The 21,942-nt window shown below is 54.3% G+C and carries 17 protein-coding genes; 8 read left to right on the forward strand and 9 right to left on the reverse strand.

Annotated features, from left to right (window positions below):
• Positions 1-2 precede the first annotated feature (2 nt).
• The gene (locus KOSB73_RS03060) at positions 3-899 is read right to left on the reverse strand and encodes a LysR family transcriptional regulator (protein WP_024360200.1); all 897 of its coding nucleotides are present in this window, start codon (positions 897-899) and stop codon (positions 3-5) included.
• Between the two features lie 103 nt (positions 900-1,002).
• Here KOSB73_RS03060 and KOSB73_RS03065 point away from each other — a divergent pair, with 103 nt between their 5' ends.
• The 7 genes from KOSB73_RS03065 to KOSB73_RS03095 all read left to right on the forward strand — a co-directional run bounded on the left by KOSB73_RS03065 (position 1,003) and on the right by KOSB73_RS03095 (position 8,253).
• Positions 1,003-1,413 carry a CidA/LrgA family protein gene (locus KOSB73_RS03065; RefSeq protein WP_024360201.1) on the forward strand — a complete coding sequence of 137 codons (411 nt, stop codon included), beginning with the start codon at positions 1,003-1,005 and terminating at the stop codon, positions 1,411-1,413.
• Complete coding sequence (locus tag KOSB73_RS03070) at positions 1,406-2,095, forward strand: LrgB family protein (RefSeq protein WP_024360202.1); 690 nt, start codon at positions 1,406-1,408, stop codon at positions 2,093-2,095. Before KOSB73_RS03065 ends, KOSB73_RS03070 begins: the two co-directional genes overlap by 8 nt.
• A 607-nt stretch (positions 2,096-2,702) precedes the next feature.
• Positions 2,703-3,239, forward strand: a complete 537-nt coding sequence (locus tag KOSB73_RS03075; RefSeq protein ID WP_004137506.1) for a fimbrial protein — start codon at positions 2,703-2,705, stop codon at positions 3,237-3,239.
• A 55-nt stretch (positions 3,240-3,294) separates the two neighbouring features.
• Complete coding sequence (locus KOSB73_RS03080; protein ID WP_049089215.1) at positions 3,295-3,981, forward strand: fimbrial assembly chaperone; 687 nt, start codon at positions 3,295-3,297, stop codon at positions 3,979-3,981.
• On the forward strand, positions 3,935-6,526 hold the full coding sequence (locus KOSB73_RS03085; RefSeq protein ID WP_049087475.1) for a fimbria/pilus outer membrane usher protein: 2,592 nt from the start codon (positions 3,935-3,937) through the stop codon (positions 6,524-6,526). The genes KOSB73_RS03080 and KOSB73_RS03085 overlap by 47 nt, the downstream gene beginning before the upstream one ends.
• A gap of 7 nt (positions 6,527-6,533) precedes the next feature.
• A complete protein-coding gene (locus KOSB73_RS03090; RefSeq protein WP_004137499.1) occupies positions 6,534-7,127 on the forward strand; it encodes a fimbrial protein in 594 nt (197 codons plus the stop codon).
• 22 nt (positions 7,128-7,149) lie between these two features.
• Positions 7,150-8,253, forward strand: a complete 1,104-nt coding sequence (locus tag KOSB73_RS03095) for a type 1 fimbrial protein (RefSeq protein WP_049089212.1) — start codon at positions 7,150-7,152, stop codon at positions 8,251-8,253.
• Positions 8,254-8,295: 42 nt separating this feature from the next.
• On the opposite strand, the gene actP is transcribed toward KOSB73_RS03095, so the two are convergent.
• From actP to acs, 3 genes are all read right to left on the reverse strand, one after another.
• Positions 8,296-9,945: a cation/acetate symporter ActP gene (gene actP, locus KOSB73_RS03100; protein ID WP_004137497.1), complete on the reverse strand. Its 1,650-nt coding sequence runs from the start codon at positions 9,943-9,945 to the stop codon at positions 8,296-8,298.
• On the reverse strand, positions 9,942-10,256 hold the full coding sequence (locus KOSB73_RS03105; protein ID WP_004127871.1) for a DUF485 domain-containing protein: 315 nt from the start codon (positions 10,254-10,256) through the stop codon (positions 9,942-9,944). Before KOSB73_RS03105 ends, actP begins: the two co-directional genes overlap by 4 nt.
• A 182-nt stretch (positions 10,257-10,438) precedes the next feature.
• A complete protein-coding gene (gene acs / locus KOSB73_RS03110) occupies positions 10,439-12,397 on the reverse strand; it encodes an acetate--CoA ligase (RefSeq protein ID WP_004137496.1) in 1,959 nt (652 codons plus the stop codon).
• A 411-nt stretch (positions 12,398-12,808) separates the two neighbouring features.
• Between acs and gltP the strand changes: the two genes are divergently transcribed.
• Positions 12,809-14,122 (forward strand): glutamate/aspartate:proton symporter GltP, encoded by a 1,314-nt coding sequence (gltP, locus tag KOSB73_RS03120; RefSeq protein ID WP_004109428.1) that lies wholly within the window; start codon positions 12,809-12,811, stop codon positions 14,120-14,122.
• A gap of 36 nt (positions 14,123-14,158) precedes the next feature.
• On the opposite strand, the gene KOSB73_RS03125 is transcribed toward gltP, so the two are convergent.
• The 5 genes from KOSB73_RS03125 to mdtN form a co-directional block, all read right to left on the reverse strand.
• Entirely contained in the window at positions 14,159-14,842 is a 684-nt protein-coding gene (locus KOSB73_RS03125; protein WP_024360207.1) for a tetratricopeptide repeat protein, read from the reverse strand.
• 203 nt (positions 14,843-15,045) lie between these two features.
• A complete protein-coding gene (gene fdhF / locus KOSB73_RS03130; protein ID WP_098140218.1) occupies positions 15,046-17,193 on the reverse strand; it encodes a formate dehydrogenase subunit alpha in 2,148 nt (715 codons plus the stop codon).
• A gap of 198 nt (positions 17,194-17,391) precedes the next feature.
• Positions 17,392-18,855, reverse strand: coding sequence for an MdtP family multidrug efflux transporter outer membrane subunit (locus tag KOSB73_RS03135; RefSeq protein ID WP_024360208.1), 1,464 nt, complete (start codon positions 18,853-18,855; stop codon positions 17,392-17,394).
• Positions 18,852-20,894 carry a multidrug efflux transporter permease subunit MdtO gene (mdtO, locus tag KOSB73_RS03140; protein ID WP_098140219.1) on the reverse strand — a complete coding sequence of 681 codons (2,043 nt, stop codon included), beginning with the start codon at positions 20,892-20,894 and terminating at the stop codon, positions 18,852-18,854. Before mdtO ends, KOSB73_RS03135 begins: the two co-directional genes overlap by 4 nt.
• Positions 20,894-21,925, reverse strand: coding sequence for a multidrug transporter subunit MdtN (gene mdtN / locus KOSB73_RS03145; RefSeq protein ID WP_064411549.1), 1,032 nt, complete (start codon positions 21,923-21,925; stop codon positions 20,894-20,896). The genes mdtO and mdtN overlap by 1 nt, the downstream gene beginning before the upstream one ends.
• Positions 21,926-21,942: the final 17 nt, after the last annotated feature.

Consider the following 21,942-nt stretch of genomic DNA (forward strand, 5'->3'; position numbering starts at 1 on the left):
ATCTATCCAGCGATATCGTCGCTCAACCAAAATGCCTTACTACATTCCAGCCACGCCCGCGCGCTGTGCGACATATACACGCCTTCCCGCCAAATCATTCCCAGCTCCCAGCGCAGCTCGCTCTGTAATGGGATCCAGCAAAAGCTCCGCGGGTCGAGACGCTGGCAAATCGGTTCCGGCAAAATCGCAACGCCAATCCCTGTCTGCACCATGGCGGCCAGAAAATCCCACTGTCCGCTGCGCACGGCGATGCTCGGCTTGACGTCATGTTGAGCAAATAGCCGCATCAGCTGCTGGCTGAGGGCGAAATCCTCGTTGTAAATCACCAGCGGATACGCGGCGAGCGCTTCTGGCGACAATGACGCAATGCTTTCCCACTGCGCCGTCCTCGGCGTCAGCACGCAGAGCGGATGGCTGAACAGAGATAGCGTGGTCAGGCCGCTGGCCTCGTCAACCGGGAGCGCCGTCATGGCTAAATCCAGCTCGCCGTTGCTTACCGCTTGCTGCACGGTCAGCCCGCCAAATTCGGCGATTTTCAGTTCGACGCCCGCATAGCGCTGGCGAAAGCGGCTAATTGGTTCAGCCATCAGCATCCCGACCATCGGTGGGATGCCGAGGCGCAGCACGCCTTTATGCAGATGATTTATATCGCTTAGCTCCGACTCCAGCTGATGAAATTCGCCAAGAATAGCCTGCCCGCGCTCGAAAACCACCCTTCCGGTATCGGTCAGCAGCAGCCTGCGCCCGTCGCGGATCAGCAGGGTGCAGCTCAGCTCATCTTCCAGATTTTTTAGCATTTTGCTGATGGTGGGTTGCGTGACGAATAGTTTTTCCGCCGCGCGGGTAAAGCTTTGCTGGCGAACGACCTCGACAAAATAGCGCAGCGTTCGAATATCCATAATTATTCCCTGAGACTATACCTGTGATGATTTTAATTCATTTCTGCCGGGGCTGGCGGCTCTCTATACTACCCGCCTGTCTTCTTTTTATGGAATGCCGCTCATGGCCTTTGCGCTGGCTCGCGTGACGCCTTGTATTATGCAACGCCTGCAGGTACCGGTTCAGGTCCTGATCTACGCCGGAGTGTTTGTCTGCGCTGAATATTTAGTTAACTGGCTGCATCTGCCGCTTCCGGCGAATCTGGTCGGCATGCTGATGCTGCTGGCGCTGATTGTTTGCCGCATTATCCCCCTAAACTGGGTACGGGCCGGCGCCCGCTGGCTGTTGGCGGAGATGCTGCTGTTTTTCGTGCCGGCGGTGGTGGCGGTCGTTAACTACGCGCAGTTGCTGATGGTTGATGGCTGGCGCATCTTTCTGGTGATTGGCTTAAGTACCATGATGGTGCTGGGCGCAACGGCGTGGGTGGTTGATAAAGTATATCGCTATGAAGTGAGTAGGATGAAACATGAGTGATTTTCAGCTAAGCGTCCTGTGTCTTCTGGTCACGCTAGGCCTCTATTTTTCCAACAAGCGGCTTTATCGTCGCTTCCATAAACTGCCCTTGATGCCGCTAGTTTTTACCCCGATTCTGCTGGTCATATTGCTGATTTTCGGTCATATCTCTTATCAATGCTATATGGGAGAGGCCCACTGGCTGCTGTGGCTTCTGGGGCCGGCGACGATCGCTTTTGCCGTACCGGTGTATGACAATCTGGCGATCATTAAGCGCCACTGGATGTCGCTGACTGCCGGAGTGACGACCGCATCGGTTGTCGCGGTCACCAGTTCGGTGTGGCTGGCGCGACTGTTTACCTTGCCCGATGAGATCCAGCGCAGCCTGGCGGTACGTTCGGTTACCACGCCCTTCGCGCTGGCGGCAGCCAAACCGCTGGGCGGCCAGCCTGATTTAGTCGCTCTGTTTGTCGTGGTTACCGGGGTATTTGGCATGGCGGTGGGCGATGTGCTGTTTCTGCGTCTTTCTATCCGCGAGGGGATGGCCAAAGGGGCAGGGTTTGGCGCGGCATCGCACGGCGCTGGTACCGCGCGTTCTTATGAACTGGGGCCGCAGGAGGGTGTCATCGCCAGCCTGGTGATGATGCTTTCCGGGGTAGTCATGGTGCTGGCGGCGCCGTTGGTACGCTGGGCGCTGTTCTGACATCATTGAGCTCTTTTTGGCAGATGAGCCTGATGAGGGGTGATTTTTTGAATGCTTCTAATGACGAAGTTTAGCACTATGCGTTATTTTTCTTTTAGCGGTAATAATTCAATCAGTTGCGTGGATGATAGCATTTGGATGCGCTGGTGTTTTATTCTTAAATGTGTTCACGAATATTCTTAATGACTTTACGTTTTATTTGTAACTAAATGTGTCATTTTTGAAGGCATTTATTTGTTATTTGAATTTATATTAATTGTGATATTTTTTATGTGAATATGTGAGATTTATAATCACCTGATTTTATTTGATTATTTTTAAATTATATTTAATGGTTATTAATGTGAACTATTTATGATCCTGAAGGACACCTTATCTCATTCTTGAGGATTTCCCTGCGTTGAGTTATATTTGGGCTGTGAGCTTTTATTAATGAATGGATTCATGTGGAAGTAAAGCTCTTGTATTTTAGTGAATATAATGCAAGCGATTCATTCCCCTAAAATATACCGACGGTAGTTAAGTTGGTATCCAATCTCATTCGCTAATATATGCCCATAAACAATTGATGGATTGATTGTTCATCTGGATAAATAGGGGAATACAAATGAAAACCAATGTGAAAACGTTAGCTAAAATCCTGGCCTTATCTGCAGGATGCTCTCTGGTTGCAATGTCTCATGCGGATAACACCATAAAGTTCACCGGAACCGTTGCCGATACGACTTGTACCGCTACTATCGATAATGGCGTTACAGCTATTGAAATGGGCACTGTTTCGGTAGCAGATTTAAAAGCTAACACCTATAGCGCAGCAAAGAGTTTCTCTTTCACTTTGACCGGCTGCCCTACGGATGCTGGTGCACTGACTAAAGCCAAAATTACCTTTGGTGGTGAAGCAGATTCTTACAATAGTGATTATTTTAAAAACCAGGCTTCAGTGTCTCCAGCTACCAATGTTGCTGTCGCTATTTTTGATAACGCCGGAAATTTACAGAAGAACAATACCGAAGGTTCTGATGTGGATATTTCCACTGGCGAAGCCACCGTTCCGTTTACCGTAAAAATGGCTAAGTCTGGCGCCGCCGACCCAACTAAAGGTCCGGTAAGTACAACAGTAACTTATAACGTCACCTATTATTGATTAAGTGATAAATACATAAAGGGAAAGCAACTGCTTTCCCTGTTTGGACACGGTTATGAACAGATTATTATGCTTTGTCTTATTTTTTTTCTGCATTTCAGTATCGCAGGCGAGCGTGGTCGTTGGCGGTACGCGAGTTATTTTCGATGGAACAAAAAAGACCACGACGGTATCTGTTCAAAATAAAGATAATGTAACAAATATAGTGCAATCCTGGATCTCTATCGTTGATGATACCTCACCTGCGAAAGATTCATTTATTACTACCCCCCCTCTGTTCAGATTGAAAGCGGGCGAGCAGGGGTTTGTTCGCATTCTCCGCTCGGGTAAACCCCTACCGGAAGATCGGGAATCTATGTTTTGGCTCAACGTTAAAGGGATTCCGGCCATGGACAACGAACCAGACAAAAACATGGTGCAATTTGCAATTAATTCCCGGATTAAGCTTATTTATCGGCCCGCAGCCCTAAAAAACGCGATTCCGGAAAATTTCTCTGAAAAACTGCAGTGGTCCAGTGAAGGAAGAGAAATCAAGGTGAAAAATAACTCTCCATTATATATGAATTTCTCCGCAATTTATATTAATGGCAAGGCGCTACCTGAGGCGTGGTTTGTCGCTCCTTATTCAACAATAAAAATACCGGTAGCAAGTGCAACTTCGTCTGGGAAAAGAGAAGTCACATGGAGTGTGATCAATGATTATGGTATGTCAGGGCCGAAATATACCGCCATCATCCAATAACGTAAGATGGAATCATGCATTTTCATTGAAAAGCAGCTATGTCGCCATCCTCTGCTGTCTTGGCGCATTTCCGTTATCGACTTCCGCTGGGGAATATTTTAATCCCCACTTACTTGAAGTCAATGAAACCGGCGCATCAGTCGTAGATTTATCCTATATTTCCCAGGCAAGCGTGCCTCCCGGTAAATATAACCTCGATGTCTATATTAACGAAAAATTTATTACCTCTGAATCTATCGTTTTTAAGCCGCAAAATGAAGGTGATGGCGCTTCTGCTCAGCCTTGTATCAGCGTAGCGCACCTAAAAGATTGGTCGATTAAAGTTGAAGACTACCCTGCGCTCACGGTGGCGGGCTCTGAATGCGCAAAATTGTCTGCGATCCCGGGATGGGAGACCTCGGTCTTGCTTCCACGCCAGCGAATCGATTTTACATTACCGCAGGTCGCCCTGCGGCACCGTCCGCAGGGTTACGTCCCGGAAAGCCTGTGGCAGCAGGGTATCACTGCCGGGCTGCTAAATTACAACATTTCCGGGCAAAAAACCGATCCGCGGCACGGTGGTGAATCGACATCCAGCCAGTTTGTCAGCTTGCAACCGGGGCTGAACGTAGGGCCGTGGCGTTTACGTAATTACAGTACCCTTAATCATAATGAGGACGGCAACCAGTGGGACTCCGTCTATAGCTATATTTCTCGCGATATCCACGCCCTGAAAGGCCAACTGATATTAGGGCAGACTTATACTTCATCAGGCATCTTTGACAGCATTAGCTTCAGCGGTTTGCAGTTGAACTCTGATAAAGAGATGCTGCCGGACAGCATGAATGGTTTTGCTCCCGTGATAAAAGGGATCGCCCGTACTACGGCGGACGTTACAGTCTATCAGAACGGATACAGCATCTATAAAACCACGGTCTCTCCTGGAGCATTCGAGATAAACGACCTTTACCCCACCGGGAGCGCGGGCGATCTCTTTGTTAAGGTGAAAGAATCTGATGGTAGTGAACAGAGCTTTGTTGTGCCTTTTGCCTCGCTGGCGATTCTGCAGCGAGAGGGGCAGGTAGAATATGCTTTCAGCAGCGGGAAAACTCGCTCCGGAAGCTCAGGCGGAAAAGAATTCAATTTCCTGCAGTCTACCGTCGCCTGGGGGGCATTGAGCAACGTCACGCTGTACGGTGGTTTTCAGCAGCTGGAAGATAAATATAGCAATGCGCTGCTGGGGGCCGGGTTTAATCTGGGTTCTGTCGGCGCGCTCTCATTTGATGCTTCCCAGTCTTGGGCTGAGATAAAAGAAAACCCGGAAGCGGATAAAACCTCTTCCAGCGAGGGGCAGTCTTACCGCGTGCGGTTTAGTAAAGACTTTCCATTAACGGGAACCAACTTTTCCGTCGCAGGGTATCGCTATTCAACGCATGGTTATTACTCTTTGCAGAATTTCATCGATAACGCCACAGCTAATAGCAGCTGTTGTTCATCAAACGGGCGGACGAAAAATCGCTTTGACGCCTCGGCCTCGCAGATTCTCTCAGGCTTTGGTTCACTCTCCCTGTCGCTGGTAAGCGAGTCTTACTGGGATGATTCACGTATGGAGTCACTGGGTGTCAGTTACAGCAATACCCTTGGGCAGGTGTCATATTTCATCAACTACTCCTATAACCGAAATGTGCAAAGCTCCAGCCAGAACAGCGACAGTTCGCCATCCAGCGATAATATTATCTCGCTCACGGTGAGCGTACCGTTTGGCGCGAATACCTCAGCCAACTACAACATGAACAGCAGCCGGATGGGGGACACTACCCACAGCCTTGGTTTGAGCGGCGCGGCTTTTGCGGACCGATCTCTGAACTGGAATGTGCAGGAAGGGTACAACGCCAGCGACAAGAGCACCTCAGGCAACGTCAACCTGAACTACCAGGGGTCTAAAGGCGAGGTGGCCGCCGGATATGGCTATGACAGCTATAGCTCTCACTATAATTACTCGCTGCGCGGCGGGATGCTCGCGCACTCCGGTGGAATAACGCTATCCCGTTATCTTGGAGAGAGCGTGGCGCTGATTGAAGCCCCCGGCGTCAGCGATGTGGCGGTACGCGGCCAGACCAACGTCATGACCGATTCCGCCGGATACGCTGTCGTGCCTTTTGTCCGGCCCTATCACGAAAATAGTCTCTCCCTTGATGAGCAGCAGGTCTCAGGAGCGGAAATTGATAACATCGTCAGAACGGTGGTACCGACGCGTAACGCTATCGTCAAGGTTAAATATGATACCTGGATTGGCTATAAGGCAATGATGACCCTGCGCTTTGGTAACAAAGAAGTGCCTTTTGGCGCGATCGTTTCACTGAGTGATGAAAGCCAGGATGCTAAAGAGAGCAGAAGCGCTATTGTGGGTGATGCCGGGCAGGTTTATCTGACGGGTCTACCAGAAAAAGGCCGCATGTTGGTGAAATGGGGCGATGAACAGAATTCCCAATGCCGTTTTAATTATGATTTTTCAGGCAATAAATCAACCGACGATATTATTTTTTATCAGGCGAACTGTCGATGAGTAATCTATGAATAGACACCCTATTTTAACGGCGGGAATGAAGTACGCTTCACGGGCGAGGAATATCGCTCTTTTGGTATTATGCTGTACTATTCAGCTCTTCGTGAGCGCTGCGGCCTGGGCCTATGATGCCAATAGCACCGTGAATTTTAATGTTACCGGCACGATAGAAGAACCCTCCTGTGAGGTGTCGATAAAACCGTCTGAAAATATCGACTTAGGTACGGTATCTTATCAACATATGACCGGAAAAGCGGGCGCTAATAGCGAAAACGTCCCTGTTTATCTTCAGTTTGAAAATTGCGCTCAAGGTACAGCCTCGGTCACTATTACCTTCAGCGGCTCGGGGTATGATAGTACTTATTCAATGATATATAAAAATGCCCAGACCGATAGTAGCGGAGCGAAAGGCGTTGGTTTACAGCTATTTAGCCTCAAGGATTCAAAGTCTCTGGGGCCAGGTGATCAATATATCTACACATTCAGTGACGGCGAGGGCGGTCACACTTTTGACATGATTGCCAGAATGTATACCCCCTATGGCCAGATAACTGCCGGGGGCGTAATTTATGCCGCGACATTTAATGTGTCTTACAAATAATGCATAACGTGCAGGGAAAGATATGTTTAAGACTATTTTATTACTACTGGCGTTAGGCTTCCCTATTTATGGCTGGTCATGCGATACGGGCACTAATTATGGCGATGTGTCGATGACGAATCTACCTGAAAAAATATTGATTAATGCGGGAAGCTACTCGGCAGGAACGATTCTTTATGATTCAGGGCAAATAACGCGTTCGCAAACCAGCGTGCTTAACTGTCAAGGGAATATATACGCTCAATTTGCATGGTCTTCCGGGAATATCGTCTCATCTGTTAGCGATGGAATATATTCGACTAACGTACCAGGTATCGGTCTGCGGGTAAAAGTGTGGTTAAATATTACCGGGGAATATAATGGCGATTCTGATGATTTTAATGCCGATTATAGCCAACATTATATCGGTGATGCAGACATGTATTTGGGAAAACCAACTGGATTTCTTGATAGTTGGGCCAGCACAAATTATACGCCAAAATATCAGCTGCAGCTGGTTGCTACTGGCGGAGCGATAGCCAGCAATAGCGCCCTGACATTGAAGGATCCCGTCTCATCGGTTTCGATTAGAGATGACAATAAGTTGATGGTTATTTCCCAACTGCACGTGAGCGGTACGACAAAAATCCAGCTGACGCCGATGGGCTGTACAGCGAGCACAACCGCGCTGAATTTTCCGATGGGCTCAGTTAACTCGAACGCGTTCAATCTCTCTGCTAAAGCCGGTTTTGCTCAGCAAACGCTTACCCTGAGCTGCGAGCCAGGAACCAACGTGACGATGCGTATTACGGCGACAGAAGCGGAAGGTGATAACCCTGATCATACCGTGATTGCGTTAACGCCAGGCGACAATGTCGCGACCGGCGTGGGGGTGCAGTTGAATATCAACGGCGCGCCGCTATCCGTAAACAATTCTACATACAGGGTCTTCGATGCCGTCAACAGAACGACGGTGACGAATCCCGGCGCAGAGGCTGGTTATACGATATTCGCCGATCCTGCTAACACCGGTGGAGCTGCGGCATCGAACCAGCTGGTATTTTCGACTAACTATTATAAAACCGGCTCTGAAATAACACCGGGAACGGCCAATGCCAGCGGAACGATAACCTTTAGCTATAATTAGAGTAAAGCGTTCCCCGACCATCGGGCCGGGGAACCGGTGTGATTAATGCGCCTGACCTTTCTCGATACCAATCCCGGTCTGCGAACGGATAAACTGGGCGCGGAACAGCTCGCGCTCGCGCGATCCTTCCGCGGAATTATCGGTGGCGGAGAAGAACCAGATACCGATGAAGGCAACGGCGATAGAGAACAGTGCCGGATATTCATACGGGAATATCGCCTTCTCGTGACCGAGGATCTGTACCCAGATTGTTGGGCCGAGGACCATCAGTATCACCGCGGTCAGCAGACCCAGCCAGCCGCCAATCATCGCTCCGCGGGTGGTCAGCTTCGACCAGTACATCGACAGGAGGATAATCGGGAAGTTACAGCTGGCGGCGATGGAGAACGCCAGGCCGACCATAAAGGCGATGTTCTGATTCTCGAACAGAATGCCCAGCAGAATCGCCACTACGCCAAGGATCAGCACGGTAATCTTCGAGACCTTCAGCTCCTGACGTTCGGTCGCGCCTTTACGGAACACGTTCGCGTACAGGTCGTGAGAGACCGCCGAAGCGCCCGCCAGCGTTAAACCGGCCACCACCGCCAGAATGGTAGCGAAGGCGACGGCCGAGATAAAGCCGAGGAACAGATTGCCGCCGACCGCGTCCGCCAGATGCACCGCCGCCATGTTGTTGCCGCCAATAAGCTGACCGGCCGCATCTTTGAACGCTGGATTCGCCCCCACCAGCATGATCGCGCCGAAGCCGATGATAAAGGTCAGAATATAGAAGTAACCCATAAAACCGGTGGCGTAAAACACGCTCTTACGCGCTTCTTTAGCGTCGCTTACGGTGAAGAAACGCATCAGAATATGCGGCAGGCCCGCGGTACCGAACATCAGCCCGAGGCCGAGCGACAGCGCCGATATCGGGTCTTTCACCAGTCCCCCTGGGCTCATAATCGCTGCGCCTTTCGGGTGGACCGCCATCGCTTCGCTGAACAGATTATTGAAGCTGAAGCCGACGTGCTTCATCACCATAAAGGCCATAAAGCTGGCGCCGAAAAGCAGCAGGACCGCTTTGATAATCTGCACCCAGGTGGTGGCGAGCATGCCGCCAAAGAGCACGTAGAGCACCATCAGCACGCCGACCAGGACGACCGCAATGTGGTAGTTGAGGCCGAACAGCAGCTGGATAAGCTTACCCGCGCCGACCATCTGGGCGATCAGATAGAGCGCCACCACCACCAGCGAACCGCAGGCGGAGAGGGTGCGAATCGGCCCCTGTTTAAGACGATAGGACGCCACGTCCGCAAACGTATAGCGCCCGAGGTTACGCAGGCGTTCGGCGATCAGGAATAAAATGATCGGCCAGCCGACGAGGAAACCGAGCGAGTAGATTAGCCCGTCGTAGCCGGAGGTGTAAACCAGCGCGGAAATGCCGAGGAACGAGGCCGCTGACATAAAGTCGCCGGCAATCGCCAGCCCGTTCTGGAAACCGGTGATATTGCCGCCCGCGGTGTAGTAATCGCTGCGCGAACGTACGCGTTTTGACGCCCAGTAAGTGATATAGAGCGTCAGGGCGACGAATATCAGGAACATGATAATCGCCTGCCAGTTGGTCGGCTGGCGCTGTACCGCGCCGGTGATAGCATCCGCGGCATTGGCGGTAAAAGGGAGCGTGGCGGCGAGCGCCGTCAGGACTTTCTTCATGATGCTTTAACCTCGCTGAGAATGCTCTTCGTCAGCCGATCAAATTCACCATTTGCCCGCCAGACGTATATTCCGGTTAATACGAAAGAGATAACGATCACGCCGATACCAATCGGAATACCCCGGGTGACGCTGGTGCCCGCATGCAGCGGTGTGCCCAGCCAGCCAGGGGCGAAGGCGATAAGCAGAATAAAGCCCACATATATCACCAGCATAATCAGTGACAGGATGGCGGCAAACCTTTGCCGGGCTGCAACAAGCTCCTTAAAATGCGCACTATTTTCTATCCGCTGACAAATCTGATCGTTCATCGTAGCGTCTCCAGAGGTTCCCTTTTGTCATTCACGCGCCGGTCGTCGGCAACACTCATCCGCCCGGCAGCTAACTGTCGGGAATCAGCCTGTTTACCGCATTCCTGCTACCTGAAATCCTTCGGGAGTATGTATTTATGTCCTCTCCCCCGAAGGGGAGAGGGTGTAGGGGATCGGTTGGTTTACGATGGCATCGCGATGGCCTGCTTCTCTTCGAGCAGTTTTTCCACCACGCCCGGATCGGCAAGCGTTGAGGTATCGCCGAGATTACTGGTATCGCCCGCGGCAATTTTGCGCAGAATACGGCGCATAATTTTGCCCGAACGGGTTTTCGGTAAGGAATCGGTCCAGTGCAGCACGTCCGGCGTCGCCAGCGGTCCGATCTCTTTACGTACCCAGTTGCGTACCTCGGCGTAGAGCTCCGGCGTCGGTTCTTCGCCATGGTTGAGGGTCACGTAGGCATAGATGGCCTGGCCCTTAATGTTATGCGGAATGCCGACCACCGCCGCTTCGGCGATTTTCGGATGCGACACTAGCGCCGATTCAATTTCGGCGGTACCCAGACGGTGGCCGGAAACGTTCAGCACGTCATCGACGCGACCGGTGATCCAGTAGTAGCCATCTTCGTCACGGCGCGCGCCGTCGCCGCTGAAGTACATATTTTTAAAAGTGGAAAAATAGGTCTGCTCGAAGCGTTCGTGGTCGCCAAAAAGCGTGCGCGCCTGACCCGGCCAGGAGTCCGCGATCGCCAGGTTGCCCTCGGTCGCACCTTCCAGCGGCGTGCCTTCATTATCTACCAGCACCGGCTGGACGCCGAAGAAGGGACGCGTGGCGGAGCCGGCTTTTAGCTCGATGGCGCCGGGCAGCGGGGTGATCATAAAGCCGCCGGTTTCGGTCTGCCACCAGGTATCCATTACCGGGCACTTCTCGTTGCCGATTTTCTTCCAGTACCACTCCCAGGCTTCCGGGTTAATCGGTTCGCCGACGGAGCCGAGTATGCGCAGGGAAGAGCGGTCGGTACCTTCGATAGCCTTATCGCCTTCCGCCATCAGCGCGCGGATCGCCGTAGGGGCGGTATAAAGAATGTTGACCTGATGCTTATCCACCACCTGGCACATGCGCGCCGGGGTCGGCCAGTTCGGTACGCCTTCGAACATCAGCGTCGTCGCGCCGCAGGCCAGCGGGCCATACAGCAGGTAGCTGTGACCGGTGACCCAGCCGACGTCGGCGGTACACCAGTAGATGTCGCCCGGATGGTAGTCGAACACGTATTTAAAAGTCGAGGCCGCATAGACCAGGTAGCCGCCGGTGGTGTGCAGCACGCCTTTTGGCTTACCGGTGGAACCGGAGGTATACAGGATGAACAGCGGATCTTCGGCGTTCATCTCTTCAGGCTGGTGTTCCGCGCTGGCTTTCTCAATCAGATCGCTCCACCACAGGTCGCGCCCTTCCTGCCAGTCGATTTTGCCGCCGGTACGCTTGAGCACCACCACATTTTCGATACTTTTGACGTTCGGATTCTTCAGCGCGTCATCGACGTTCTTCTTCAGCGGGATCGCGCGACCGGCGCGCAGCCCTTCATCAGCGGTGATCACCAGGCGGGAGTTTGAATCGATAATACGTCCGGCGACCGCTTCCGGCGAGAAGCCGCCGAAAATCACCGAATGGATAGCGCCGATGCGGGCGCAGGCCAGCATGGCCACCGCCGCTTCCGGCACCATCGGCATATAGATAGCGACAACATCGCCCTTTTTAATGCCGAGATCGAGCAGGACGTTGGCAAAGCGGCAGACATCGCGGTGTAGCTCGCGATAAGTGATGTTTTTGCTCTGGCTGGCGTCATCGCCCTCCCAGACGATGGCCGTCTGGTCGCCGCGCTCCGCCAGATGGCGATCGAGGCAGTTAGCGGCGAGGTTCAGCGTGCCGTCTTCGTACCATTTAATCGAAATATTGCCCGGCGCGAATGAGGTGTTTTTCACGCGCGTGTAGGGTTTCATCCAGTCAAGGATTTTGCCCTGCTCGCCCCAGAAGGCATCAGGGTCGGTGACGGACTGCTGATACTGCGCCTGGTACTGTTCCGGGTTAATCAGGCAACGTTCCGCAATAGTAGCGGGAATAGGGTGTTTATGTATTTGGCTCATGGCTTTTTTTCTCCTGTAGGTTGTTAAATATATGTCAAATAAACGTTAATAGTAGGGGCTTTGGCGGCTTTGTTTGCTATTTGGGGGGCAGATCACGCAATAAATAAATTGAATGAAAAGCAATCAAATGAAACTTTGAGGTGAAATAATTTCAGAAATGGATTTATAGAAATTGAATATATTAAATATTTTTTATAACAAATACTTATGCAACATAAGGTGGGGATATTAGCGGGTTTATGCATAAAATCAGAGTAAACCGCTGTTCTTAAAGACTTGCGCAGCATGCCGTGCAAATGATACTGATATTGCGCGTTAAATAACCCTATAAAGCAACGCAACACAATTCATACCCCTTTCAGTGGGCGCCATTACCTCCTGGAATGGTGCCTTTCATTGAGGAAGTCTGTAGTGAAGAAAAAAACAAAAGTCAGCCTGGCCTGGCAAATTTTGCTGGCCCTGGTGCTGGGCATACTTCTGGGCAGTTACCTGCATTACCACGCCGAAAGCCGTGATTGGCTGATCTCGAATCTGCTGACCCCGGCGGGCGATATCTTTATCCATCTGATTAAAATGATCGTCGTACCGATCGTTATTTCGACCCTGGTGGTCGGTATTGCGGGCGTGGGCGATGCGAAGCAGCTGGGCCGTATCGGCGCGAAAACCATTATCTATTTTGAAGTGATCACCACGGTGGCTATCGTGCTGGGGATTACCCTGGCCAACGTCTTCCAGCCGGGGAGCGGGATCGATATGTCGCAGCTGGCGGCGGTGGATATTTCAAAGTATCAAAACACCACGGCGGAAGTGCAGAGCCACGCGCATGGCCTGATGGGCACGATCCTCTCGCTGGTACCGACCAATATCGTGGCCTCGATGGCGAAAGGCGACATGCTGCCGATCATCTTCTTCTCGGTGCTGTTTGGTCTCGGCCTCTCCTCGCTGCCCGCCACCCACCGCGAACCGCTGGTTACGGTGTTCCGCTCTATCTCTGAAACCATGTTCAAAGTGACGCACATGGTGATGCGCTATGCGCCAGTCGGCGTGTTCGCGCTGATCTCGGTGACCGTGGCGACCTTCGGCTTCGCTTCGCTGTGGCCGCTGGCGAAGCTGGTGATTCTGGTTTACTTCGCGATCCTGTTCTTCGCGCTGGTGGTTTTAGGCATCGTGGCGCGGGTGTGCGGACTGAGCATCTGGACCCTGATCCGCATTCTGAAGGATGAGCTGATTCTGGCCTACTCTACCGCCAGCTCCGAGAGCGTGCTGCCGCGTATTATTGAGAAGATGGAAGCCTATGGCGCGCCGGCGTCGATCACCAGCTTCGTGGTGCCGACCGGCTACTCGTTTAACCTCGATGGCTCAACGCTGTATCAGAGCATTGCGGCGATCTTTATTGCCCAGCTGTACGGTATCGACCTCTCCATCTGGCAGGAAATTACCCTCGTGCTGACGCTGATGGTGACGTCGAAAGGGATTGCCGGCGTGCCGGGCGTCTCCTTCGTGGTGCTGCTGGCGACGCTGGGCAGCGTGGGCATTCCGCTGGAAGGTCTGGCCTTTATCGCCGGCGTTGACCGGATCCTCGATATGGCGCGTACCGCGCTGAACGTGGTGGGTAACGCGCTGGCGGTGCTGGTTATCGCCAAGTGGGAACATAAATTTGACCGCAAAAAAGCGCTGGCGTATGAGCGTGAAGTGCTGGGCAAATTTGATAAAACGGCGCAATAAAACAGCAGGCCCGGTGACATCGCACCGGGCTTTTTCTTATCGTTTACTGATCCTGTCGAACTCTTCACAGCCGGTATCAAACCCCTCCTGACAGCTGACGTTGAGCCAGTGCAGCGCTTTTTGCTTGTTCGGTTCGATAAAGCCTTTTTCTCCCTGCTGGAAAAGCATCCCGGCCCAGTACTCGGCGTAGCCGGTGCGGGAGAGGGCGGAGCTCTCTTTGAAATACTGCGTCGCTTTTGCGTCATCCTCCGGCGGATGAACGCCGCTGGCGTAGATCAGCCCCAGCAGCATCTGGGCATCGACGGCGGAGTCGCTTTCCGGATCCTGGGCGGCATGCTGTAACAGGGAGATGGCGTGCGGATAGTTCGGCGTACCGGCCTGCTGATTTACCAGCACCCGGGCGAGGACTATTTCTCCCGCCCTGCTACCTGTCTGGATGGATTTTTCCGCCAGCGCTTTCGCCTGGAGATAGTCGGCCTGCTGCGGGTTACGGATTTTGAGCTGGGCCAGCAGCGCCAGCGCATCGCCGTCGCCGTTGTCCGCCGCTTTCTGCGCCCAGTATTCGGCCTGCGGAAAATCGCCGAAGCTAACGTAGGTATCCGCCAGGTAATACTGCGCGCGCGGGTCGCCCGCTTCGGCCTGCGGTTTGTATTGGCTGCCGGGTTCCATGGCGCCTGCGGCGACGCTTGCCATCACCAGCAGTAAAAAGAGGTATTTCATTTTTTATTATCGGTAGAGGACATAGTGAGCAGTATAAAGGCAGGTGAAGGAGAAGAAAACGACGGGAACTTGTGGGGAATACTTATGTTTTACCCGAAGAGTCGTGCCGTCTGTTTCCCGGGGGCGGCGTAAACGCCTTGCCCGGGCTACGGATTCTGTAGCCCGGACAGGTGCGAAGCGCCGCCTCCGGGGAGGCGGCCTGATTAGCCCAGCGCGCTTTCGCGCAGACGGGTTTTCAGCTTGTTGTACTCGTCAATCACGTACTGCTCGGCGGCCCGCTGGTCGGCAATCGGCTCAATGTTGACGGCGCAGTACTTGTACTCCGGGGTTTTGGTTATCGGGCTCAGGTTCTCAGAAACCAGCTCGTTACAGGCGCCAATCCACCACTGGTAGGTCATATAAACCGCCCCTTTATTTGGGCGATCGCTGACCTGCGCGCGGGTGATGATTTTGCCTTTACGCGAGTTCACCCACACCAGCGCTTCATCCTCAATGCCTAAACGCTCGGCATCGGCGGTGTTGATCTGCGCGTAGCCCGGTTCATCCGCCAGCGCGGCCAGCGCCGCACAGTTGCCGGTCATCGAACGACACGAGTAGTGGCCGACTTCACGCACCGTCGACAGCACCATCGGATACTCGTCGGTGAGCTTGTCAATCGGCGTGACCCAGTCGCAGGTGAAGAACTGCGCCAGACCGTTCGGGGTATCAAACTTCTCTTTAAACAGATAAGAGGTCCCCTGGTCAGCGTCGGACTCATCGCGGCATGGCCACATCACGTAGCCCAGCTCGCCCATTTTCTCGTAGGTGGCGCCGTAGAAATCCGGGCACAGATGACGCAACTCGTCCCAGATCTCCTGGGTGTTGTTGTAGTGCATCTTATAGCCCATACGGGTGGCGATTTCGCTGATGATCTGCCAGTCGGTTTTCAGGTCCCACTTCGGCTCTACCGCTTTAAAGAAGCGCTGGAAGCCGCGGTCCGCTGCGGTATAGACGCCTTCATGCTCGCCCCACGAGGTGGACGGCAGGATGACGTCGGCCGCTGAGGCGGTTTTGGTCATGAAAATATCCTGGACGATAACCAGTTCCAGATCGTCGAAAGCCTTACGCACGGCGGACAGCTCGGCGTCGGTCTGGAGTGGATCTTCCCCCATGATGTACGCTGCCCGCACTTCGCCGTGCGCCGCGCGGTGCGGCAGCTCGCTGATGCGATAGCCGGTATGTTCCGGCAGGCTTTCAACGCCCCAGGCTTTGGCGAACTTCTCGCGATTTTCCGGGAACTTGACGTACTGATAGCCCGGATAGGTATCCGGCAGCGCGCCCATATCGCAGGCGCCCTGAACGTTGTTCTGGCCACGTACCGGGTTAACGCCGACGCTCGGCTTGCCGAGGTTGCCGGTCAGGATCGCCAGGCTGGTCAGCGAACGCACGGTCTCCACGCCCTGATAGAACTGGGTCACGCCCATCCCCCACAGGATCGCGGCGGACTTTGCGTTGGCGTACATGCGGGCGCAGGCGCGGATCTCCTGAGCGCTGACGCCGGTAATCTCTTCCACCGACTCCGGCGTATAGCCTTCGACGATTTTGCGATACTCTTCGAAGCCCTCGGAACGGCTGGCGACGAAGGATTTATCGTAGAGATCCTCTTCGATAATGACATGCCCGATGGCGTTGAGCAGCGCGATGTTCGAGCCGTTTTTCAGCGCAATGTGCATATCGGCGATGCGCGCGGTTTCGATTTTACGCGGATCGCAGACGATGATTTTCGCCCCATTGCGTTTGGCGTTAATCACGTGATTCGCCACAATAGGGTGTGAATCTGCCGGGTTGTACCCGAAGATAAACACGAGGTCGGTGTTGTCGATCTCGGTGATGGCATTACTCATAGCGCCGTTACCGACCGATTGGTGCAGACCTGCAACCGAAGGGCCGTGTCAGACGCGAGCGCAGCAGTCAACGTTATTGGTACCAATAACGGCGCGCGCGAATTTTTGCATCACATAGTTGGTTTCATTACCCGTCCCACGGGACGAACCGGTAGTCTGAATCGCGTCCGGGCCATACTTCTCTTTAATGGCGCTGAGACGAGTGGCGACGTAGTCGAGCGCCTCATCCCAGGAGACGGATTCCAGTTTGCCGCCGCGCTGGCGACGGATCATGGGGGTTTTTAGGCGCGGGGTCAGGATCTGGGTATCGTTAATAAAGTCCCAGCCATAATAGCCTTTCAGACACAGGGTACCCTGGTTGGTTTTCCCCTGTGCCGCCTCAGCCCGGACGATTTTGCCGTTATCGACCACCAGGTTAATTTTGCAACCTGATGCGCAATACGGGCAAACCGTGACGACTTTTTTCATCGGTCTTGCTCCAGTTAATCAATTGGCGCACACGCGCTATCGCGCCATCAATATGCATCTTCTATGCCATGTTTTCATTGTGGGTATCGACTGATAATACGTCGTTTTTTTGGGCGAAATGATGACGAAAAGCAGGCTATCGTCAGTTTTGACGTGTCGATGAAAATACCGCGCGACGGACGTCACGCGGCGTGAGGGTTATTTTTTGGCTACCGGCGCCTGGTAGCCGCCGCCTAGCGTTTTGATCAGCTGAATACTCTGAACTACACGCCGGGAATCGAGTATCAGTAACGACATCTCTTCCGCCAGCACCGGCAGTCTGGCTTCGGTCGCCAGCAAACGGCTGCTAAGCCCGCGTTTATAGGCCGCTTCGGCGGCGGCTTGGGTGTAGCGGAAAGCGCTGACCCGCTCAGCCTGCATTGTGCGCTCATCGTTCAGCGTTTGCAGGCGCGTGCCGTTGATAGCGACATCGCGCACGGCGTCGAGCACCGACTGGTTATAGCGCTCAATCAGCATGTTGCTGGAGGCGCGGGTGCTCTCGAGGTTCGCATTCAGGCGTCCGCCATCAAACAGCGGCAGCGTCAGGCCAGGAATAAAGTTGATCTGCTTGCTGCGGTTTTCGAACAGTTTATCCAGGTGAATGGAATCGACGCCGAAGAACGCTTTGATATCAAAGCTCGGGTAGAACAGGGCGCGCGCGGCGTTCACCTGATTCAGCGAAGCCTGGACATACCAGCGCATAGCCTGTAGATCCGGACGTCGGGCCAGCAAATCGTAGGAGAGCGTAGCTGGAATACCGGTTTGCACCCGCGGCAGAGATACGGGCTTGATCGCAGGGAGATCGCCAGCCCCCGCGCCGATCAGGGCGCGCAGAGTTTCACGAGTTTCGACGATCTGCCCTTTTACCGCGGCGATCTGTTTATCGACCGCCAGCACCTGCGCTCGGGCGCCGTGATAAGGCACCTGCGCCTCCAGGCCATGGGCAACCTTACTCTGGTGCGCTTCTACCGCATACTCAATGACTTCGCGGGTTTGTTGCAACAGGTCGAGCATCTGATAGCTGGCCTGCATGCTGTAGTAAAGCTGAGCGACGCCGGTGGAGATCGCCAGCTCTACGGTGGCTGTCTCGGCGACGGCGGCGTTTTGCGCGCCGATAGCCGCAGCAACGGCAGAACGGTGGACGCCCCATAAATCCAGATCCAGACCGGCGAGCAGCCCAACGGTGCCCTCGGTATAGTAGGGGCCGTCCATCGGCATGAGCCGACTGTCGGATTGGTCGGCGAACGGGCCAAGGAAACCATTGGTCGAAACGCGCTGGCGGTTGAGCATCCCCATGGCGGCAACCTGAAGCTGCGTACCGGCTTCCAGCAGATCGGCCTGCGATTGCGCTTTTTCTTCACGCAGTTTCGCTTCGGCAAGCGTGTGTGACCCGGAAAGCGAGCGCTGAATTAAGGCGTCCAGCTGCGGGTCATTGAACTGACGCCACCACTGCGCCTGCGGCCATCCCTGGCTGGCGAGATGGATATCGCTGGCCAGCTTAATCTGCTCTGGCTGCAGCTGTTGATGCGGCGTGGAATCTTTGCGCACCAGCGCGCAGCCGGAAAGCGCCGTAGCGCTACCGAGCAGGCCGCAGAGTAGTAAGCGTGAAAGGTTACGGGTCATAGTTGAGCGGCTCCTTGCACTTGCTCTTCGGCTGGCGTCAGCGCCGGGCGAGTCCAGTCCGGTAAACGGGCCATTTGCTGCATGACGCGTTGCTCCTGTTGATATAGCGTGGGTGAAATGGCGGTGTCGATAAGCTCGATGACCGGGGGCGTGCTGGCTGCGGCGGCCAGCCCGGCGGCGTATTTTTCCAGGGCATCGGCAAAACGCCCGGCCCGCTCCTGCAATAGCGAATTATCCAGCGCCTGGGCGTCATTCCAGGCGGCATCCCAGGCGTAGAGGATTTCGCGCCCCTGCTGAATAACCGCCTGGCTACGTTTCACCAGCAGCAGACGCTGGTCATCGTCAAGCTGGCGCTCCAGCGCCACCCGCTCGCAGATCTCTTCGCAGCTATTCAACGCCGCATGAACGCCGACGCGCAGTTGCAGATAGGTTCGCTGAGCGGCGGCTTCCTGCTGGCGCGGAACGCGGAGCAATTTGCCAAGCAGACCCAGCGCGCCCGCCAGCTTTTGCGGCAGAGTTTTCGCTTCGCTTTCCGGCCAGATAAAGGTGTAAAGCACCGCTGAAACGACGATGCCAATCATAATACCGAAGGCGCGATCGCGGATTTCCGCCAGGTCGTAAATCGGACCGAAGGCATTTTCCAGCGTCGCCAGCGCGAAGGTGACCACCATTTGCGTACCGATGTATGAAGAGCGTTCTGAGCCGGTGGCGATCCATGAAGCGATGAGAAAAACCGGCGCCAGCACCAGCAGCAGTTCAACGATATTATCCAGCCAGGGCATCACAAAAATGGTCATCAGCAGGGCGAGAACCGCGCCGCAGAATGCGCCGCCGAAGCGCAGGGTCATTTTCTGATACGACGAGCCGAGATTGGGGTTAGCGACGATGATGCAGGTCAGCATGCAGGTGTGAATCCCTTCCCAATCGACGCCGGAATAAAAGACGTAGCAGATCATGCACGCCAGCAGCGTTTTCAGGGCGTAACGAATATAGTTCGGATTAGTGAAAGCATCCGGCGCCATGGAGGGTGGTTTGGTTGCAGGCGTGGGCGGCGTGTCCGGGTCCATTTGACCCAGCTGTCGCAGAATCTGACAGGCATTCTCCAGCCCGCATTCGCGTGCCGCAGCGGTCTCTTCAGCGCTCAGTTGCCACTCGCTATGCCAGGTCTCCCCGTCGCTAATGGCGTTTTTCAGGGCGGCGATTTCGCTTTGCAGCTTTTGCCGTAGAGAATCGATTGTCTGATTTTTGGCAAAGGCGGCGGCGTCGTAGCGGTTCAGCGTGGCGTAAAGGTAGGTCACCGTCGTGACGCAGGTTTGCAACCATGCGCTTCTTGCTCGCCAGTCGGCATCATCGGCCATACAGAAGACGTTCAGTTTTTGCAGCGCTAACGCTTCCTGTTCAATGCGCTTTTCAGGTAGCGGTTCGGCGGATTGCGTCAGGCGGCTGGCGGCGTCATCAAGCCGCGCGCACAGGGCTGCGCGCATCTGATCCGCCGCGCGGGCGGGAAACCACAGGACGCCGATCAGTACCATCAGCAGCGTCGGGTAGAGTCCCACGACGATACACCATAGCGTCAGACGAACGACGACTTCGGGGTAATCGAGCATTCCGGGGAAAGATTGCCCGTAGATTGAAACAATCGCCACGGCGAAGAAGACCAGCCCCAGGCGATGGGCGCGCATCATAAACATACAGCCCAGCAAAATTACGCCAGCGACGATCAGCCGCACGAGCGGATAGCTATAAGACCATTTGTAGATCAGAAATAAGCTGCCGATTTCCATCGCCGTGGCCACCACGAACAGGATCGCCACGAATTTGGTATAGAAGGCGTTGGACTGGATACCGTAAAACAGCACCGCCAGCGAAAGCGCCAGAAAGGGGATCTCGAAGGTCATTGAGATCAGCACCACCAGCAGGCAGCCAACCCAAAGCTGCATGGTTTGCGGCACTCTGCCGGGGCGCTCTTCGCTTAATTCCTCGCGAAAAAAAACCAGCGCTTTGACCAGCGGCAGCGGCAGGTAATTAAGCGCGTTCATCATTGCGGCTCGAGAGTGGCGACCGCCGATGCGCCGATGCGGAACATCTCTGCGTCGGGTTTATCCACCATGATTTTTACCGGGAAACGCTGGGCCACGCGAACCCAGTTAATCGAACGGGAAACCCGCGGCAGACCGCCCAGCACCAGACCGCCGTCGTCAGGCAGTACGCCGTAGCCGACGGAATCGACTTTACCGGCGAAGGTTTTGCCGCTGTCGCTCATCAGGCGAATAGTCGCGGGTGTACCGGTGTGGATGTTTTTCAACTCCGTTTCGCGGAAGTTGGCGATGACGTACCAGTGGCGGGTATCAATCAGGGTAAAGAGCGGACGCATAGCGGAGGCAAACTGGCCGATGGAGGTTTTTAATGCGACCACCCGTCCATCGAACGGTGCGCGAACCGTGGCCATTTCAAGATGTAGTTTAGTGAGCGCGATATCTGCTTCAACGGCGACTCGCTGGGCAACCAGCGCATCGATGCCGCTGACCGCGCTGGCGGCCTGTTGCGCCTGGAGCAATACCGCATTAAGGTCGGCTGCGGCGGCGCGCTGCGCCGTTCTGGCGCGATCGACATCCTCTGCGGAAACAAAACCTTCCTTGAGCAACGGCTCGGTGCGGCGCAGGGTATCGCTGGCCTGTTTAGCCGCCGCGCGGGCTTTGGCGACCGTCGCCTGAACGGAGTCAGCGCCATATTTTTGCGCGTCTACGCTGCGCTGGGTGAGCATAATCTGTTTATCCAGCGCGGCAAGAGAAGCTTCGGCCTTCGCCAGGTTCATTTCATAGGTCCGGGGATCGATGCGAAACAGCAGATCGCCCTGCTTGACCTGCTGGTTATCGCTAACCGCCAGTTCGACAATGCGGCCGCTGACTTCCGGAACCACATCAATCGTATCCGCTGAAGCGTAGGCGTCGTTAGTAGCGGGCGCGCTATCCAGTCGCCAGATGACAAAGAGTAAAACGACGACGGCCAGTAGTACCAGAAGCAGAGCCGGTAATTTATTGCGAGGAATTTTTTTCGACGAACTTTCCATGAGTGCATCTCAATAGG

Origin of the sequence: Klebsiella grimontii (assembly GCF_900200035.1) — a bacterium.
Lineage (GTDB): Bacteria > Pseudomonadota > Gammaproteobacteria > Enterobacterales > Enterobacteriaceae > Klebsiella > Klebsiella grimontii.